This is a genomic window from Pseudomonas sp. JE3303 (genome assembly GCF_056312565.1).
This window is the reverse complement of sequence record NZ_JBWGIF010000009.1, coordinates 135,986-154,364: the sequence shown is the minus strand read 5'-3', so window position 1 is coordinate 154,364 and position 18,379 is coordinate 135,986. Positions and strand designations below refer to the sequence as shown.

Annotated in this window: 15 protein-coding genes; 7 read left to right on the top strand and 8 right to left on the bottom strand. The window is 63.0% G+C overall.

Features of this window, described 5'->3' with window-relative positions:
* The first annotated feature begins 103 nt into the window (after positions 1-103).
* Both hrpA and AC0ZZU_RS14635 read left to right on the top strand, forming a co-directional pair.
* Entirely contained in the window at positions 104-4,009 is a 3,906-nt protein-coding gene (gene hrpA, locus AC0ZZU_RS14640) for an ATP-dependent RNA helicase HrpA (RefSeq protein WP_476341629.1), read from the top strand.
* 136 nt (positions 4,010-4,145) lie between these two features.
* Positions 4,146-5,267 carry a beta-ketoacyl-ACP synthase III gene (locus tag AC0ZZU_RS14635; RefSeq protein WP_476341628.1) on the top strand — a complete coding sequence of 374 codons (1,122 nt, stop codon included), beginning with the start codon at positions 4,146-4,148 and terminating at the stop codon, positions 5,265-5,267.
* Positions 5,268-5,347: 80 nt separating this feature from the next.
* Here AC0ZZU_RS14635 and AC0ZZU_RS14630 read toward each other — a convergent pair whose 3' ends face one another.
* A complete protein-coding gene (locus tag AC0ZZU_RS14630; RefSeq protein ID WP_476341627.1) occupies positions 5,348-6,598 on the bottom strand; it encodes a putative porin in 1,251 nt (416 codons plus the stop codon).
* Between the two features lie 240 nt (positions 6,599-6,838).
* Between AC0ZZU_RS14630 and AC0ZZU_RS14625 the strand changes: the two genes are divergently transcribed.
* Entirely contained in the window at positions 6,839-7,966 is a 1,128-nt protein-coding gene (locus AC0ZZU_RS14625; RefSeq protein WP_476341626.1) for a GNAT family N-acetyltransferase, read from the top strand.
* 12 nt (positions 7,967-7,978) lie between these two features.
* Here AC0ZZU_RS14625 and AC0ZZU_RS14620 read toward each other — a convergent pair whose 3' ends face one another.
* Genes AC0ZZU_RS14620 through AC0ZZU_RS14605 form a run of 4 tightly spaced genes read right to left on the bottom strand, consistent with a single transcriptional unit; the run spans position 7,979 to position 12,166 of the window.
* Complete coding sequence (locus AC0ZZU_RS14620; RefSeq protein WP_476341625.1) at positions 7,979-9,811, bottom strand: ABC transporter ATP-binding protein; 1,833 nt, start codon at positions 9,809-9,811, stop codon at positions 7,979-7,981.
* Positions 9,812-9,868: 57 nt separating this feature from the next.
* On the bottom strand, positions 9,869-10,423 hold the full coding sequence (locus AC0ZZU_RS14615) for a peptidylprolyl isomerase (RefSeq protein WP_476341623.1): 555 nt from the start codon (positions 10,421-10,423) through the stop codon (positions 9,869-9,871).
* Positions 10,417-11,229, bottom strand: a complete 813-nt coding sequence (locus tag AC0ZZU_RS14610; protein WP_476341622.1) for an alpha/beta fold hydrolase — start codon at positions 11,227-11,229, stop codon at positions 10,417-10,419. Before AC0ZZU_RS14610 ends, AC0ZZU_RS14615 begins: the two co-directional genes overlap by 7 nt.
* Positions 11,230-11,242: 13 nt before the next feature.
* Positions 11,243-12,166, bottom strand: a complete 924-nt coding sequence (locus AC0ZZU_RS14605; RefSeq protein ID WP_476341621.1) for a PA3225 family LysR-type transcriptional regulator — start codon at positions 12,164-12,166, stop codon at positions 11,243-11,245.
* Between the two features lie 48 nt (positions 12,167-12,214).
* Here AC0ZZU_RS14605 and AC0ZZU_RS14600 point away from each other — a divergent pair, with 48 nt between their 5' ends.
* The 3 genes from AC0ZZU_RS14600 to AC0ZZU_RS14590 all read left to right on the top strand — a co-directional run bounded on the left by AC0ZZU_RS14600 (position 12,215) and on the right by AC0ZZU_RS14590 (position 14,222).
* On the top strand, positions 12,215-12,529 hold the full coding sequence (locus tag AC0ZZU_RS14600) for a 3-phosphoglycerate kinase (RefSeq protein ID WP_476341619.1): 315 nt from the start codon (positions 12,215-12,217) through the stop codon (positions 12,527-12,529).
* A gap of 109 nt (positions 12,530-12,638) precedes the next feature.
* Positions 12,639-13,238 (top strand): FMN-dependent NADH-azoreductase, encoded by a 600-nt coding sequence (locus AC0ZZU_RS14595; protein WP_476341618.1) that lies wholly within the window; start codon positions 12,639-12,641, stop codon positions 13,236-13,238.
* 111 nt (positions 13,239-13,349) lie between these two features.
* Positions 13,350-14,222, top strand: coding sequence for a carboxylate/amino acid/amine transporter (locus AC0ZZU_RS14590; RefSeq protein WP_476341616.1), 873 nt, complete (start codon positions 13,350-13,352; stop codon positions 14,220-14,222).
* On the opposite strand, the gene AC0ZZU_RS14585 is transcribed toward AC0ZZU_RS14590, so the two are convergent.
* Positions 14,203-14,946, bottom strand: coding sequence for a YkgJ family cysteine cluster protein (locus tag AC0ZZU_RS14585; protein ID WP_476341787.1), 744 nt, complete (start codon positions 14,944-14,946; stop codon positions 14,203-14,205). The two genes, AC0ZZU_RS14590 and AC0ZZU_RS14585, sit on opposite strands and share 20 nt — an antisense overlap.
* A 104-nt stretch (positions 14,947-15,050) precedes the next feature.
* A complete protein-coding gene (locus tag AC0ZZU_RS14580) occupies positions 15,051-16,355 on the bottom strand; it encodes a mechanosensitive ion channel family protein (RefSeq protein WP_476341615.1) in 1,305 nt (434 codons plus the stop codon).
* Between the two features lie 143 nt (positions 16,356-16,498).
* On the opposite strand from AC0ZZU_RS14580, the gene AC0ZZU_RS14575 reads away from it, so the two are divergent.
* On the top strand, positions 16,499-17,815 hold the full coding sequence (locus tag AC0ZZU_RS14575) for a DEAD/DEAH box helicase (protein WP_476341614.1): 1,317 nt from the start codon (positions 16,499-16,501) through the stop codon (positions 17,813-17,815).
* 33 nt (positions 17,816-17,848) lie between these two features.
* Here AC0ZZU_RS14575 and AC0ZZU_RS14570 read toward each other — a convergent pair whose 3' ends face one another.
* Positions 17,849-18,124: a hypothetical protein gene (locus tag AC0ZZU_RS14570; RefSeq protein WP_476341612.1), complete on the bottom strand. Its 276-nt coding sequence runs from the start codon at positions 18,122-18,124 to the stop codon at positions 17,849-17,851.
* Between the last annotated feature and the right edge of the window lie 255 nt (positions 18,125-18,379).

Sequence of the window (18,379 nt, the reverse complement as noted above, 5' to 3'; positions counted from 1 at the left end):
GGCAATGCCGTTGTGTGCCGTACCCCATCAAATCTGCGACAATTGCCCCCCTGTTGATACCGATCATGAAAAAGCAGGCTCACCTGCGCAACCAGAAAGCCCGATGACAGATCACGCGATAGACCAGCTGCTGAAAAACCTCGACCACGCCATGATTGCCGACCGCCATCGCCTGCGCCGGCAACTGCATGAGTTGCGCAAGCGCCCGGACGAGGCGCGCCTGGCCCAGTGGGCCGAAAAGGTCCAGGCCTCCTGCGCCCAGGTTGCCGCGCGCGCCGCCAGCGTGCCGCGCATCCGTTACGACGACAGCCTGCCGATCGCGGCCAAGCGTGAAGAGATCAAGAAGGCCCTGCAGGCGAACCAGGTGCTGGTCATCGCTGGCGAGACCGGCTCGGGCAAGACTACCCAGTTGCCCAAGATCTGCCTGGAACTTGGGCGCGGCCAGCATGGCCTGATTGCCCATACGCAACCTCGGCGGATCGCCGCGCGCAGTGTCGCCAGCCGCGTTGCCGAAGAAGTGGGCACACCCCTGGGGGGGCTGGTCGGTTACCAGGTCCGCTTCGAGGACCAGAGCGACGCCAATACCCTGGTCAAATTGATGACCGACGGCATCCTGCTGGCCGAGACCCAGCATGACCGCCTGCTCGAACGCTACGACACGATCATCGTCGACGAAGCCCACGAGCGCAGTCTCAATATCGATTTCCTGCTGGGCTACCTCAAGACCCTGCTGCACCGCCGGCCTGAGCTCAAGCTGATCATCACTTCGGCCACCATCGACCTGGAGCGTTTCTCCAAGCACTTCGACGACGCGCCGATCATCGAGGTGTCCGGCCGCACCTATCCGGTCGACACCTGGTATCGCCCGCTGGCCAGCGAGCAGGACGAGGAGGGCAACCAGGTCGAGGATGACCTCACCGTCGACCAGGCGATCCTCGCGACGCTGGACGAGATTGCCCACTTCGAGCGCCACGAGGGCAAGGGCCCGGGCGATGTACTGGTGTTCCTGCCGGGTGAGCGGGAGATTCGTGATGCCGCGGAGATCCTGCGCAAGGCCCAGCTGCGCCACACCGAGATCCTGCCCCTGTACGCGCGCTTGTCGCCAGCCGAACAGCAGCGGATCTTCCAGACCCACGCCGGTCGCCGTGTAGTGCTGGCGACCAACGTCGCCGAGACCTCGCTGACCGTGCCAGGCATCCGCTATGTGATCGACAGCGGTACAGCGCGCATCAGCCGCTACAGCTACCGCGCCAAGGTTCAGCGCCTGCCCATCGAGGCTGTTTCCCAGGCCAGCGCCAACCAGCGCAAGGGCCGTTGCGGCCGGGTCGAGCCGGGTATCTGCGTGCGCCTGTACAGCGAGGAAGACTTCAACGCCCGCCCGGCCTTCACCGATCCCGAGATCCTGCGTACCAACCTGGCCGCGGTGATCCTGCAGATGCTGCACCTGCGCCTGGGTGCCATCGATGCGTTCCCGTTCATCGAACCGCCGGATGGCAAGGCCATCAGCGATGGCTTCAACCTGTTGCAGGAGCTCTCGGCGGTCAACCGCGAGAACCAGCTCACCCCGCTGGGCCGCCAGTTGGCGCGCCTGCCGGTCGACCCTCGCCTGGGCCGCATGCTGCTCGAAGGCGCGCGCCTGGGCAGCCTGCAGGAAGTGCTGATCGTCGCCAGTGCATTGTCCGTGCAGGACCCGCGCGAGCGTCCGCCGGAGCGCCAGCAGGCCGCCGACCAGGCTCACGCCCAGTGGAAAGATCCCGACTCGGACTTCGCCGCCCTGGTCAGCCTGTGGCGCGGTTTCGAAGAGCAGCGCCAGGCGCTGACTGCCAGTCCGCTGCGCAACTGGTGCCGCAAGCAGTTTCTCAACTACCTGCGACTGCGCGAATGGCGTGATGCCCACAGGCAGCTCAGCCTGATCTGCCGCGACCTGCAGTTGACGGTCAACAAGGACCCGGCGGACTTTCCACGTCTGCACAAGGCGATTCTCAGCGGTCTGCTCAGCCAGATCGGCCAGAAGACCGAAGAAGGCGATTACCAGGGCGCGCGGCAGCGGCGTTTCTGGGTGCATCCCTCGTCGGGGATCGGGCGCAAGCGTCCGCAATGGGTGATGGCCGCCGAGCTGGTCGAGACCACCAAGCTGTATGCACGCATGGTCGCCAAGATCGAACCTGACTGGATCGAGCCCCTGGCTGGCCACCTGATCAAGAAGAACCACTTCGAGCCGCATTGGGAAAAGAAGCGCGGGCAGGTCGTCGCCTTCGAGCAGATCACGCTGTATGGCCTCATCCTCGTCGGCCGCCGGCCCGTGCACTACGGTCCGATCGATCCGGTGGTGTCCCGCGAGCTGTTTATCCGCGAAGGGCTGGTGGGCGGTGAGATCCAGTCGCGCGCCAAGTGCCTGGCGGCCAACAAGCGCTTGCTCGAACAGCTCGACGAGCTCGAGGCCAAGGCCCGTCGTCGCGATATCCTGGCCGATGAAGAAACGCTCTATGGCTACTACGAGGAACGCCTGCCCGGCGAGATTCACCAGACGGCGACCTTCGACAGCTGGTACCGCACGACCAGCCAGCAGGATCCGCAACTGCTGATCATGCGCGAAGAAGACGTGCTCGCCCGCGAGGCCAGCGAGGTCACGGCTGCCCAGTACCCGGACAGCCTGCGCGTCGGCGAGTTGAGCCTGCCGCTGAGCTACCACTTCGAACCGGGCCACGCGCGTGATGGCGTGACCGTCCGGGTGCCCGCGCCGCTGTTGCCGAGCTTGCCGGGCGAGCGCCTGGAGTGGCTGGTGCCGGGCCTGCTCGAGGCCAAGTGCATTGCCTTGGTGCGCAACTTGCCCAAGGCCCTGCGCAAGAACTTCGTGCCTGTGCCCGACTTCGTCAAGGCAGCCCTGCAGCGCCTCACCTTCGGCAAGGGCGCGTTGCCCCAGGCCCTGGGCCAGGAACTGTTGCGCATGACCGGCGCACGGGTCAGCGACGAGGCCTGGGAAGAATCCACCAATGCAGTGGAAGGCCATCTGCGGATGAACCTTGAAGTGGTCGACGGTCAAGGCAAGTTCCTGGGCGAAGGCCGCGACCTGGCCGAGCTGACCGCGCGCTTCGCCGCTGCGAGCCAGGCCGCCCTGGCCGTGCCACGCGATCACAAGCGTGACCAGCCGGTACAGGCCAAGGCTTTCTCGGAGGTGGCGCAGACCGCCCAGCAGAAGATCGCCGGGCTTTCGCTGACGGTTTATCCGGCGCTGGTCGAGGACAACGGCACGGTCAAGGAAGGGCGGTTCTCGACTCAGGCGGAAGCCGAGTTCCAGCACCGCCGCGCCCTCCAGCGCCTGCTGCTGCAACAGTTGGCCGAACCGGCGAAGTTCTTGCGCACCAGGCTGCCCGGGCTGACCGAACTAGGCTTGTTGTACCGGGAGCTGGGCCGGGTGGAGGCGCTGGTCGAGGACATCCTTCTGGCCAGCCTGGACAGCTGCATCCTCGAAGGCGAAGGCACCTTGCCGCGTGACGGCGCCGGCCTCGCTTCGTTGGCCGAGCGCAAGCGCGGCGGCTGGACCGAGCATGCCGAACGCCTCGCCCGCCTGACCCTTGAGGTGCTCAAGCTCTGGCATGGCCTGCAGAAGCGCTTCAAAGGGAAGATCGACCTGAACCATGCCGTGGCACTGAACGACATCAAGCAGCAATTGGGCAATCTGGTCTATCCCGGCTTTGTCCGGCAGACGCCCGGCGCCTGGTTCAAGGAGCTGCCGCGCTATCTGAAAGCGATCGAACTGCGCCTTGAGAAGTTGGGTTCGCAGGTGCAGAAGGACCGCGTCTGGAGCGGCGAGCTGGGCAACCTCTGGAACCAGTACAAAGCCCGCGCCGACAAGCATGCCCAAGAGGGCAAGCGCGACGAACAGCTCGTCTTGTACCGATGGTTGCTGGAGGAATACCGGGTTTCGCTGTTCGGCCAGCAACTGGGCACCAAGGTCGCGATTTCCGACAAGCGCCTGAGCAAGCAGTGGAGCCAGGTGGAAGGCTAGCTGCACCGATTTGTGGCAAACTTCAAAGCCAATGGGCCGCTCGCGCGGCCCTTCTCTGAATAACAATTGGCACTAAAGTGCCATTATCTTTCCTGGCCCAGCCCAGTGGTGAAGGCCTTAGAACAGAGGAACGACTGTGCATAACGTCGTGATCAGCGGCACCGGCCTGTATACCCCGGCCATGAGTATCTCCAACGAAGAGCTGGTTGAGTCCTTCAATACCTGGGTGCAGCAGTTCAACATCGATAACGCTGCCGCCATCGAGCGGGGCGAGCTGGAACCGCTTGCAGAATCCAGCGCGGCCTTCATCGAAAAGGCCTCGGGGATCAAGAGCCGCTATGTGATGGACAAGGCCGGCATCCTCGACCCGCAACGCATGAAGCCGCGCCTGCCAGAACGCAGCAACGACGAGCCGTCGATTCTCTGTGAGATGGGCGTGGCTGCCGCTCGCCAGGCGCTGGAGCGCGCCGGCCGCACCGCCGCCGATGTCGACGCGGTGATCGTCGCCTGTTCCAACCTGCAGCGGCCCTATCCGGCGATCGCCATCGAAGTGCAGCAAGCCCTTGGCATCCAGGGTTTTGCCTTCGACATGAACGTCGCCTGTTCGTCGGCCACCTTCGGCATCCAGACTGCCAGCAACTGCGTGCAACTGGGCCAGGCCCGTGCCGTGCTGGTGGTCAGCCCGGAAATCTGCACCGGTCACCTCAACTTCCGCGACCGCGACAGTCACTTCATCTTCGGCGACGGCGCTACCGCCGTGCTGGTCGAGCGGGCGGACCTCGCCACCTCCGCGCACCAGTTCGACATTGTCAGCACCAAGCTGCTGACCCAGTTCTCCAACAACATCCGCAACAACTTCGGTTTTCTCAATCGCGCCGGCGAAGAAGGGGCCGAGGCGTCAGACAAGCTGTTCGTCCAGGAAGGGCGCAAGGTGTTCCGCGAAGTCTGCCCCATGGTCGCCGAGCTTATCGCCCAGCACCTGGCGGAAAACCAGATCGACATCGCCGACGTCAAACGCTTCTGGTTGCACCAGGCGAACCTGAGCATGAACCACCTGATCGTCAGGAAACTGCTGGGGCGTGATGCCCTGGAAGAAGAAGCGCCGGTGATTCTGGACCGCTATGCCAACACCAGTTCGGCCGGTTCGGTGATCGCGCTGCACAGCTACCAGGATGATCTGCCCCAAGGTGCGCTGGGGGTGCTCAGCTCATTCGGCGCGGGGTATTCGATCGGCAGCGTGATCCTGCGCAAGCGGTGACCGAAAACGAAGCGGTGGGCAAGACAAGATGGGGGCGCTGATCCAGTCAGCGCCCCCGTGCTTGCTTTCGCTGCATCAACTCAGAACTTGGCTTCCAGGTCCAGCTGGAAGGTGTCGATGTTGGCATCGCTGGTTGGCGGGTTGGAGGCATCCGACTTCGCCATCAGGTAAGCGGCGCCCACCGAGAAGTTCTTGTCGATCTCGTAGCCGACCTTGACCTTGTGGCCACGCGAGGCGGTGAAACCGTTGGCGAAGTCCGAGTCGGTGAAGGCGCCGACCACTGCGTTGCGCTGCACGTCGCGGTAGTTGTAGTCGAGGCTGAAGGCACCCAGCTTGGTCTTCAGGCCGGCCAGCCAGGCCGTGTCCTGGTTGCTGTCGGTCTCGCCGTTGACGACGTACTGGCCGTAGGCCGACAACGGGACCACCAGGCCGGTCAGGTCGATCTGGCCGAAGCCTTCGTACAGGGTGAATTCGTTGGTGGTGTTGCCGTTGACCGCCAGCGCTTCGCTGTCCTTGTCATTGTCGTAGCTGTAGATGCTGCCGCCCAAGGTGACCTTGAGGTTGTCGGTCGGGGCGAAGCGCGCACCCAGCTGGCCGCTGTACAGGCGCAGGTCGTGGCGGAACTGCACGCCGTCGCCGTCGACGTTGTCCTTGAGCACGAAGTAGCCCGCGCTGCCGAACAGCTCGGCGCCGCCCAGGTCGGTCTTGTAGGTGGTGGCGAAGCCTTCGGGGTTGATGTCGCTGTCCCAGATCACATCACCCATGCTGACCCAGGGCTGGTTCATCTTGCCGCCGATCAGGTGCAGGTTGGGCAGGGCAGTGGGGTGGTAGTCGATGTAGGCAAGGTCGAGCCACAGCTGCTTCTTGTCGAAGTAGTTGTCCATGCTCTGGTTGGTCGAGCGCGCATCGCTGCTGCTGCCGGTGGCGACGCGGATACCGGCGTCGACCTGTGGGTTGATCTCGCTGTACAGGCCAAAGCGGGCGCGGATGCGCTGGCGGTCCTGGTCGCGGCTGCTGGAGTTGGTCGGGCCGTCGGCGTCGACGTCCTCGTGGCGCAGGCGCAGGTCACCCTTCATCTGGGTCTTGGCGGCCCATGCCAGTTTTGATTCAAAGGAGCTCAGGCGTTCGGTCTGTGCCTTCTGGGCGGCCTTTTCCTTGGTCTCGTTAGCCAGGTCGGCTTGCAGTTCGCTGTACTGCGCCTGGTTGATCGAGCCATTGGCGCGGAGCATTTCGAGCAGCTTGGCGTCGACCGCAGCACTGGCCGGAGCACTCAGAGCCAGCATCATGCCGGTGCACAGGCTCGCTCCGGTTAGTGTAGAAACAAGACGCATAAGGTTCTCCCTCTTGAAAAAAAATGGGGAGGCTTGCGCCCGCCCCGTGTTGGCATGTCTTCGGGAAAGGCCTGGCTAGACAGGTTCTGGGGTTCCCGAAAACAGGCGCAAGTATTGCGGGGGAGCATTACAGAATAATGTCTATTTGGTGGCACTGATGTTAAGAGGCGCCACGCTCTGCGGTGGGCGTTTCAAGGTTTTTCTGGGACACTGAAACCCCCTACGCGATGAGTCGACACCGTGACTACCTTGCAGAGCATTGCCCACTTGCGCGACCTGCCAGCAGCTTCATGGGATGCCTTGGTGCCCGCAGGCCAGCCTTTTCTACGGCATGCATTTCTAAGCGCCCTGGAAGACAGCGGCAGCCTCGGCCCCGGCACAGGCTGGGCCAGCGAGCATTTGCTGCTGGAGCGGGACGGGCAGTTGCGCGCGGTATTGCCGGGCTATCGCAAGTGGCATTCGTTTGGCGAATACGTGTTCGATCACGGCTGGGCCGACGCCTGCGAGCGCGCCGGTATTCCCTATTACCCCAAGTTGCTGGGCGCCGTACCGTTCAGCCCGGTGACCGGCCCGCGCTTGCTGGCCGTCGACCCGGCCGATGCATTGCTTTTGTTACAAGCCATTCCCGAGTACCTGGTACAAGGCGAACTCTCGGGTGCTCACTTGAATTTCACCGACAGCGTACTCGATGCACAGATCGGGCAACTGCCCGGCTGGATGGAGCGCCTGGGCTGCCAGTTTCACTGGAGCAACCGTGGGTACCGGGATTTCCAGGACTTTCTCGACACACTGAGCTCACGCAAGCGCAAGCAGATCCGCAAGGAACGCGAGCAGGTAGCGGGACATGGGATGGAATTTCGCTGGTATCAGGGTCACGAGCTGAGCGAGGCGCAGTGGGACTTCGTGTATACCTGTTACGCCAACACCTATGCGGTGCGCCGGCGAGCACCTTATCTGACCCGGGAATTCTTCAGCCTGCTGGCCGAGCGCATGCCCGAGTCATTGAGGGTGGTGATGGCGGTGCAGGGCGGCCGCGAGGTCGCCATGGCCCTCAGCCTGGTCGGTGGCGATAGCCTGTATGGCCGCTATTGGGGTTGCCTGGATGAATTCGACCGTCTGCATTTCGAGACGTGCTTCTACCAGGGCATGGACTACGCCATCGCCCAGGGGCTGCAGCGCTTCGACGCCGGCGCCCAGGGCGAGCACAAGTTGATCAGGGGTTTCGAGCCGGTGCTGACGCGCTCCTGGCATTACCTCCTGCACCCCGGCTTGCGCCGGGCGGTGGAGGATTTCCTGCAGCAGGAGCGGGCGGGGGTCAGGGCCTACGCCGAGGAAGCATGGGCAGCATTGCCATACCGCAAGGCGTAGGAACGAGGCAGGTCAATCCACCCCGACGAACCCGCCAGTCTGGTGATGCCACAACCGCGCATACAGACCTTGCCGGGCCAGCAGCTCGCTGTGGCTGCCGGTTTCGGCGATGTGCCCCTTGTCCAATACGACCAAGCGGTCCATGCGGGCGATGGTCGACAGCCGGTGAGCGATCGCGATCACGGTCTTGCCTTGCATCAAGGTCTCGAGGCTCTCCTGGATCGCCGACTCGACCTCTGAGTCGAGCGCCGAGGTGGCCTCGTCCATGATCAGGATCGGTGCGTTCTTGAGCAGCACACGGGCGATCGCGATTCGCTGGCGCTGGCCTCCCGAGAGCTTGATCCCACGCTCGCCGACCTGCGCATCGAAGCCGGTCCGGCCCTGGGCATCAGTCAGCTGCATGATGAAGTCGTCGGCCCGGGCGCCGCACACTGCGTTCCAGACTTCTTCTTCGGTGGCATCGGGACGGCCGTAGAGCAGGTTCTCGCGGATCGAACGGTGCAGCAGCGAGGTGTCCTGGGTAATCATCCCGATCTGCGCACGCAGGCTGGCCTGAGTGACGTCGGCGATGTCCTGGCCGTCGATCAGGATGCGTCCGCCGTCCAGGTCATACAGGCGCAACAGCAGGTTGACCAGGGTCGACTTGCCAGCACCCGAGGGCCCGATCAGGCCAATCTTCTCGCCGGGGCGGATGTCCAGGTTCAGGCCATCGATGACCTTGCGCGTCTTGCCATAGTGAAAGCTGACCGTGTCGAAGCGCACCGCGCCGCGCTCGACCTTGAGCCTTGGAGCGTTCGGCTTGTCGGTGACGGTGACGGGCTGGGCGATGGTCTGCAATCCATCCTGGACCGTGCCGATGTTCTCGAAGATGCCGTTGACCACCCACATGATCCAGCCCGACATGTTGACGATACGGATCACCAGGCCGGTCGCCAGGGCAATGGCACCCACGGTGATCATCGACTGGGTCCACAACCACAGCGCCAGGCCTGTGGTGCCGACGATCAGAAGACCGTTCAGGGTGGTGATGACCACGTCCATGCTGGTGATGACGCGCGATGCCAGCTGGGTCTTCTCGGTCTGCTCGGTGATCGCTTCACGGGCGTACTGCTGTTCGAAATCGGTATGGGCAAACAGCTTGAGCGTGGCGATGTTGGTGTAGCCGTCGACGATCCGTCCCATGAGTTTGGAGCGGGCATCGGACGACACAACCGAACGTTCCTTGACCCGTGGCACGAAGTAGTAGAGTGAAGCGCTGTAGCAGAAAATCCAGACGATCAGTGGCAGCATCAGCCGCCAGTCGGCTTCGGCAAACAGCACCAGGGCGCTGATGGCGTAGACCAGCACATGCCAGAGCGCGTCCATGGCCTGCACCAGCGAATCACGCAGCGAGTTACCGGTCTGCATGATGCGCTGGGCGATGCGCCCGGCGAAATCGCTCTGGAAGAAGTTGAGGCTCTGCTTGAGCACGTAGGTATGGTTCTGCCAGCGGATCATGCTGGTCATGCCCGGGCTGATGGCCTGGTGCACCAGCAGGTCGTGCAAGCCGACGAACACTGGCCGGATCAGCAAGGCCACCACGGCCATCCAGGCCAGCTCGCCGCCATGCTCGCTGAAGAAGTTTTCACCGGAGCCCGCCTGGGCCAGGTCGATGATCCGGCTCAGGTAGCTGAACAGCGCCACCTCGACCAGCGCCACCACGAGCCCCACGACCAGCAGGGCGACAAAGGTCGGCCAGACCTGGCGCAGGTAGTACAGGTAGAAGCGCAGGACACCGCTGGGCGGCGCCTCGGTCGGCGCTTCGCGGAATATGTCGATGAGTTGCTCGAAACGACGGTACAGCATGGAAACTCCTGTTCGGCTCGACTGCGCATCGAGATCACGTCCCTGTGATGCTCATGTTCAGTCGAGGCGCTTGGCGGATTTGATGTAGACAGGGTCGGCCGGGACATCGCGCATGCCCTTCTTGACGGTCGTCGGCGAATTGACGATCTGGTCAACCACCTCCATGCCCTTGGTCACCTTGGCGAACACGGCGTAGCCGGCATCGCGGCCTGGATCGAGGAACGCGTTGTCGGCAACGTTGATGAAGAACTGGCTGGTGGCGGAGTTCGGGTTGGAGGTACGGGCCATGGAGAGGGTGCCGCGGGCGTTGTGCAGGCCGTTGCTCGCTTCGTTGCGGATCGGGTCGCGGGTGTTCTTCTGCACCATCTGGTCGGTGAAGCCGCCACCCTGGACCATGAAGCCCGGGATCACGCGGTGGAAGATGGTGTTGTTGTAGAAGCCGCTGTCGACGTATTCGAGGAAGTTCTTCGTGCTGATCGGCGCCTTGTCCCCGTCGAGCTCGACCTCGATCTGGCCAAAGCTGGTGTCCAGCAGTACGTGGGTCTTTTCAGCGGCCATCAGGCTGGTGGCGAAGGCGACGGAGCAGGCGGCGAGGAGGATTTTCTTCAGCATGGGCTCAATGATCCTTGAGAGGTGGATGCGGCTGCCAGAAACTGCAGCACGGTCTGGTTGAAGACCTGAGGTTGGTCAAGCGGCGTAGCGTGCCGCGAATCCTCGATGACCGCCAGTCGCGCCTGAGGTATCAGGGCCACATAACGTTCCTTCAGTTGTATCGGGGTGTAATCTCGATCCGCACTGATCACCAGCGTAGGACAGCGGATCTGACTGATGCGTTCCGCCACGCCCCAGTCGACGATGGCATCGAAACTGGCCAGGTAGGCGCGTTTGTCGTTGCGCGCCCAGCGCTCGGCCATCTTGCGCCGCAGGTCAGCCTGCTGGGGTTTGGGAAACAGGCGCTGGGCCAGGCCCTTGCCCACGGTCTCGACGCTGAGGATGCGCGCCATGCTCCAGCGCTTGGCCCACCAGACCCAGTCCTGGCGGGTGCGGCGCTTGACCTCCGGGGCACTGTTGACGATGCAGAGGCTGCGCAGCCAGCCGGGATGGTCGACGGCGAACTGGAAGCCGACCATGCCGCCCATGGACAGCCCGATGAAGTGCACAGGCCCGGTCTGCAGATGTTCCAGCAGGGCCAGCAGGTCTTCGCTGAAGGTGGCGATGGTGTAGCCGTCGCGCGGCTTGTCCGAGCGGCCATGACCCCGGATGTCCATGAGGATCAGCCGGTAATGACGGGCAAGCTCGGGTATCTGGAACTCCCAGTCCTGGCAACTGGAGCCCAGGCCATGGAGCAATACCACGGGCTCGCCCTGGCCGTATTCCTCGTAGTGCAGCGAGCAACCTTCGTGTTCGAAAAAGGCCATGGGCGCGGTCCTGTCAGGCTTGGGCGGGAGCAGCGAAAGGCACGTCCAGTGGCGCAGTATCGAAACTGCGCAGCAGCTCGATGAGAATCTGCGTGGCCGGGCCGAGGGTCTTGTCCTTGTTGGAGTAAAGGTAGAACAGCGGGTGACGGCTGCCACCTTTATCCATGGGCAGGGGCTTGAGCACGCCGTCGCGCAGTTCGCGCTCGATCAGGTGGCGTGGCAGCCAGGCAAAGCCCAGGCCGCTGCCGACGAAGGTGGCGGCGGTGGCCAGGCTGCCCACGGTCCAGCGCTGTTCGGCGCCCAGCCAGCCGACATCGCGGGGTTGAGCCCGGCCCGAGTCCCGGATCACCACCTGCAACTGGCTTTCGAGGTCCTGGAAGTTCAGCTCCCGGCCCAGGCGGTGCAAGGGATGCTCGGGGTGGGCGACGGCGACAAATTCGACGGCGCTCAGCTCATTGCCCAGGTAGCCCGGGATACTCACGGCGCTGATCGCAAGGTCGGCGATGCCATCCTGCAAGACCTCCTCGACCCCCGACAGCACCTCTTCGCGCAGGCGCACGCGGCAGCCCCGGCTCTGTGGCATGAACGCGCTCAAGGCGCGCACCAGCCGGGCGCTGGGGTAAGCGGCATCGACCACCAGGCGCACCTCGGCCTCCCATCCCTGTTCCATGTGGTGAGCCAGGTCCTCGAGCTGGCTGGCCTGCTTGACCAGCTGGCGCGAACGGCGCAGCAGCACATTGCCGGCCTCGGTCAGCACCGCCTTGCGCCCGTCGATGCGCAAAAGCGGCACGCCCAGTTGCTCCTGCATGCGCGCCACGGTGTAGCTCACCGACGATTGCGAGCGGTGCAAGGCCTCGGCTGCCTGGGCAAACCCGCCGTGATCGACCACCGCCTGCAAGGTCCTCCACTGGTCCAGGGTAACGCGCGGCGCTTTCATGTACGGCTCCTGTTGTCCTAAGCTGCGCTCTTTCAAGGAGAGCGCCATATGAAGAAGAGTTGTGCGGTACTGCTGTTGCTCCTGCCCCTGAGCGCCGTCGCCTATCCCATCGACGTCGAGAAACAGATCACTGGCGTGAAGATCGACTACACCTCCTACGACACGGACCGGGACATGGGGTCGATCACCCTCGACAACTATGGGCAAGTGCCTGCCCAGTGCCGGGTGACCTTCCGCAACGGGCCCGAGGCGCCGCGCGTGCGCCGGGTCCAGGTGCCTGCCGGCAACAGCGTGGATGTAAATGCCAAGTTCAACCGGCAGATCATCAAGCTGCGGATCGCGCTGGACTGCAAACCGCAATAGAACTGATTGATCGATATGTTCGCCCCACTTTTTACGCTTTTTTATCGATAGGTCAATCGCTAATCTCACCTTCATCGAATCGCAGCCCTTTAAGCCGATGGAGGCAACCATGTCCCGCGTACTGATCATCGAAAGCAGCGCCCGCCAGCAGGATTCCGTTTCTCGCCAACTGACCCGCGATTTCATCCAGCAGTGGCAAGCGGCGCATCCGGCGGACGCGGTCACGGTGCGTGACCTGGCCGTCAACCCGGTGCCGCACCTGGACGCCAACCTGCTTGGCGGCTGGATGAAACCTGAAGACCAGCGTAGCAGCGACGAGCTGCAAGCCTTGGCGCGCTCCAACGAACTCACTGACGAAGTGCTGGAAGCGGATGTACTGGTGCTCGCAGCGCCGATGTACAACTTCGCCATCCCCAGCACCCTCAAGGCCTGGCTGGACCACGTCTTGCGCGCCGGTATCACCTTCAAGTACACCCCGACCGGTCCGCAGGGCCTGCTCACTGGCAAGCGCGCCTATGTGTTGACGGCCCGCGGCGGTATCCACGCCGGCGCCGTCACCGACCACCAGGAACCATACCTGCGCCAGGTCATGGCTTTCATCGGGATTCACGACGTAACCTTCATTCACGCCGAAGGCCTGAACATGAGCGGCGACTTCCACGAGAAAGGCCTGAACCAGGCCAAGGCCCAGCTCGCCGCAGTGGCCTGAGCCGTACCGGCCCTTTCGCTGGCAACCCAGCGAAAGGGCACCGTCGATGCAGCTGTTGCCCAAGCCCACCCAACCCGCTAAGGTCCCCGCCTTGTTTTCCGAGGGCCACCCATGGGCTACCTGATTATCGTCGCGCTGATCCAGGCGTTTTCCTTCAGCCTGATTGGCGAATACCTGGCCGGCCACGTCGACAGCTACTTCGCCGTGCTCGCCCGCGTGGTGCTGGCCGGCCTGGTCTTCCTTCCGCTGACCCGCTGGCGCCAGGTCGAGCCGCGCTTCATGCGCTCCATGCTGCTGATCGGCGCGCTGCAATATGGCATCACCTACGTCTGCCTCTACCTCAGCTTCCGCGTACTGACCGTGCCCGAGGTACTGCTGTTCACCATTCTCACCCCTCTGCACGTGACCCTGATCGAAGACGCCCTCAACCGTCGCTTCAACCCCTGGGCCCTGGTCGCCGCCCTGGTTGCCGTCGCGGGCGCCGCGGTGATCCGCTTCGACAGCATCACCGGCGACTTCTTCATCGGTTTCCTGCTGCTGCAGCTGGCCAACTTCACCTACGCCGCCGGGCAAGTCCTGTACCGCCACCTTATCGCCCGCAACCCCAGCGACCTGCCGCATTACCGGCGTTTTGGCTACTTCTACCTGGGTGCCTTGCTGGTGGTGCTGCCGGCCTTCCTGCTGTTCGGCAACAGCCAGCACCTGCCCAGCACCGACGTGCAATGGCTGGTGCTGCTGTTCCTCGGCCTGTGCCCGACTGCCCTTGGACTCTACTGGTGGAACAAGGGCGCCTGCATGGTCCCCGGTGCGACGCTGGCGGTGATGAACAACCTGCATGTGCCGGTGGGGCTGTTGATCAATCTGTTGATCTGGAACCAGGATGAGCCGCTGGGACGGCTGCTGGTGGGGGGCGGGGTGATTCTGGGGTCGGTGTGGATGAGTCGGCTTGGGCAGCGGCGTTCATCTATAACTGATGGAAGATGAAATCATTCCTGGCCATTTTTTCCAATGCAAACGAACGAAGCTCAAGCGTGTCTTTGAGCGCCGAATCCTCTGCTTTGATCCGCCATGCCTGCTTCGCCTGGCCCTGGGAGCCCAGACCCTCAATGGCGGCCACCATGTTCTCAACCGTAGGCATGTAAATAGTGAAGCCGTTCCCTTTCCACGCCGCTACTGTCATTCCCAAGGCCTCGCACAAGTCAACTTTAAGCTGCGCGTCGTCTCGATCCGCTTGGCGTGATTGCAGAATCTGATTCGTCAGCTCACGGTCTGATCCAAGCAAATTACCCTGATCCCAGCTCTCCGGAGGACAGTCCTTTGAAGTAGGAGAGAGCGCAATGAACGGGTTGATCTCCATGGGGTAGATACGGCAAACCAACGGTCTTTCGGAATAGATGGTGCATAGATCATCCTCCCCCAGATTAGGGCATTGAGGAATCACGTTTCCCGCTAAAATCACCGTCACTCGCAATGAGGCTTCCCCGCATTGCACAGCAGCTGATCGACGTTTGTGATAGTCATATTCGGGTGCGTCCAACGGCCATGCCGACTCATCGAAGGCCTCTACCAGCACAGCCACGGAGTGACCGCGACCAAGCCACTGAATGGCTTCGGCCACGGTAAGTGGGACGAATCTTCCTCTGCAGCAGGCGCCACATCCTACGCAGCCGAAGCGAGTGTCGTTGTCAGGATTGCTAAGTGGAGTCAATGCTTGCTCGCGATAGAAATGGATCTGAATTCTAAACTCAGGTGCGCGCTGATTCAAAAGCTGCTTTAGACGATTGATGTCTGGATTCGCCGAGTGAAATCAGTTCAGTACGACCCAGCCGTCTCGACAACAGCTGAGTCCCGCACCTTGGGCAAGCTCCCAGGCAGCAGCCCCGCCCGCAGATCATTACCACTCGGCTGCTGGTACACACTCAACCCAAACTCCGGCATCACCGCCAGCAGGTAATCGAACACATCTCCCTGGATTCGCTCGTACTCGGCCCACACCGTGGTGCGGGTGAAGCAGTAGATCTCCAGCGGGATGCCCTGGGCGGTGGTCTGCATCTGGCGGACCATGCAGGTCATGTGCGGCTGGATGTCCGGGTGGTTTTTCAGGTACGCCAGGGCGTAGGCGCGGAAGGTGCCGAGGTTGGTGAGGCGGCGGCGGTTGGCCGAGAGCTCTGCCACCTGGCCCTGGGCTTCGTTCCACTTGAGCAGTTCGCTGCGCTTGGTGGTCAGGTAGTCGCCCAGCAGGTGTACCTGGCTCAGGCGCTGCTCTTCGTCCGGGGTGAGGAAGCGTACGCCGGCGGCGTCGATGAACAGGCTGCGCTTGATGCGTCGACCACCCGATTGCTGCATGCCGCGCCAGTTGCGGAACGACTCGCTCATCAGGCGCCAAGTGGGGATGGAAACGATGGTCTTGTCGAAGTTCTGCACCTTGACGGTGTGCAGGGTGATGTCCACCACATCGCCATCGGCGCCTACCTGGGGCATCTCGATCCAGTCGCCGACGCGCAGCATGTCGTTGCTGGTCAGCTGCACGCTGGCCACGAACGAGAGCAAGGTGTCCTTGTAGACCAGAATGATCACCGCGGACATGGCACCCAGGCCGGAGAGCAGCAGCAGCGGCGATCGGTCGATCAAGGTGGCGACGATGACGATGGCGCTGAACACGAACAGGACCATCTTGGCCAGTTGCACATAGCCTTTGATCGAGCGGGTACGGGCGTGTTCGGTGCGGGCGTAGATGTCGAGCAGGGCGTCGAGCAGGCAGGACAGCGCCAGGGTCAGGAAGAGCAGCGTGAACGCGAAGGCGATGTTGCCCAGGAAGTGCTGGCTGTCGGCACTGAGCTCCGGGACCAGCTTGAGCCCGAACTGCACCACCAGTGACGGGGTGGTCTGGGCCAGGCGATGGAAGACCTTGTTGTGGCGCAGGTCGTCGAGCCAGGCGAGGGCCTGCTGGCGGGCCAGCAAGCGGGTTGCATGCAGTACCAGGAAGCGTGCGAGGCGGCCCATGACCAGGGCGACGGCCAGCAGCACCGCCAGGCCGATGCCGGCATGCAGCACCGGATGTTGGTCGAGGGAGCCCCAGAGGTCGAGGGTGTCGTGCCAGAGTCTTTGAATATCCATGCGTCGTCGAGAAGGTCTGTATAGCGAAAAGAAGGGGTATTAGAGCCCAGACGGGCAAGACGTTACCAAAAGAAATTCGGCGCCAGCGTTGGAAAACGTTACCCTATGCAACTGAATTTCTGCACTTGCCCGAGGTACGCCCCTTGTTTTCCCAATTCGCCCTGCACGAACGCCTGCTTAAAGCCGTGGCCGAGCTGAACTTTGTCGAGCCGACCCCGGTGCAGGCGGCGGCCATTCCCCTGGCCTTGCAAGGGCGTGACCTGCGCGTGACCGCGCAGACCGGTAGCGGCAAGACCGCGGCGTTCGTGCTGCCGATGCTCAACCGTCTAGTCGACCTGAAGGGCGGTCGCGTGGAGATCCGTGCCGTGGTTTTGCTGCCGACCCGCGAACTGGCCCAGCAGACCCTCAAGGAAGTCCAGCGTTTCGCCCAGTTCACCTACATCAAGGCTGGCCTGGTGACCGGCGGTGAAGACTTCAAGGAACAGGCCGCCATGCTGCGCAAGGTGCCGGACGTGCTGATCGGCACCCCGGGCCGCCTGCTGGAGCAGCTCAACGCGGGCAACCTGAAGCTCGAGCACGTGCAGGTGATGGTGCTGGACGAAGCCGACCGCATGCTCGACATGGGCTTTGCCGAAGACGTCGAGCGCCTGTGCGGCGAGTGCGGCAACCGTGAGCAGACCATGCTGTTCTCCGCCACCACCGGCGGTGTTGGCCTGCGCGAGATGATCACCAAGGTGCTGAAGGATCCTGAGCACCTGATGCTCAACAGCGTCAGCCAGCTGGCCGAGGGTACTCGCCAGCAGATCATCACGGCCGACCATGACCAGCACAAGGAGAAGATCATCCAGTGGCTGCTGGCCAACGAGACCTTCGACAAGGCGATCATCTTCACCAATACCCGCGTTGCGGCCGATCGTATCTACGGTCACCTGGTGGCGCAGGACGTGAAGGCGTTCGTGCTGCACGGCGAGAAGGACCAGAAGGACCGCAAGCTGGCCATCGAGCGCTTCAAGCAGGGTAGCTCGAAGGTGCTGGTTGCAACCGACGTGGCGGCCCGTGGCCTGGACATCGACGGCCTGGACCTGGTGATCAACTTCGACATGCCGCGCAGCGGCGACGAGTATGTGCACCGCATCGGGCGTACTGGCCGTGCCGGTGGTGAAGGCCTGGCGATCTCACTGATCTGCCACAACGACTGGAACCTGATGTCGAGCATCGAGCGCTACCTCAAGCAGCAGTTCGATCGCCGTGTCATCAAGGAAGTCAAAGGCACCTACGGTGGACCGAAGAAGGTCAAGGCGTCTGGCAAGGCTGTAGGCACCAAGAAGAAAAAGGGCGAGAAGAAGGGCGAGAAGAAGCCGCTGACCAAGCGCAAGACCGGTCCCCGCGCCAACAAGGCTCCATTGGCCAGCGCCGATGGCATGGCCCCGCTGAAGAAACGTACTCCAGCGGCTGAGTAAGCCCTGGGCGGCCAGCTCCCCCGGGAGCTGGCTTCAGGTTTTCTTCTCTGCTTCCTTCAGCTCCTGCAACCTGCGGTCTATCAGCTGGCATTTGTCCGGCAAGTCCTTGCTCGCGCTGTCGAGCTTCATCCCCTGTAGTTCCTCGTTTATTTCCTTCGCCTTCTGCGGGTTCTGCTCTGTAAGCTGCGTGACCAGCTTGGCCAGCTCTTCGCGTTTCTGCGTGGCCTCTTCAAGCGTGCAGGCCCAGGCGGGCAGGGCGCTGAACAGGCTGGCGGTGAGGGCGAGGGTCAGGGGCAGCAGGGGTTTCATGGGCTAGGCCTCGATGAGATGGTAGACGGTGGATGCCTGCTAACGGTGGTTGGTTCATCTGAAACGACACGGTGTGGACTGCAGGCTTGTCCCGCGAAGCGCCGCGCGGGCGGCGCTCGATCTGTGCGGCGCCACAAGGCCCAAGCGCACGCCCCGCGCGGCGCATCGCGGGCAAGTCGGGACGTCGAACCGCCGCTCAGTGTGGTTGTGCTGAGAAGTAATCATCGGGGTCAGGAAGGCCGTGGCTGATCTGTC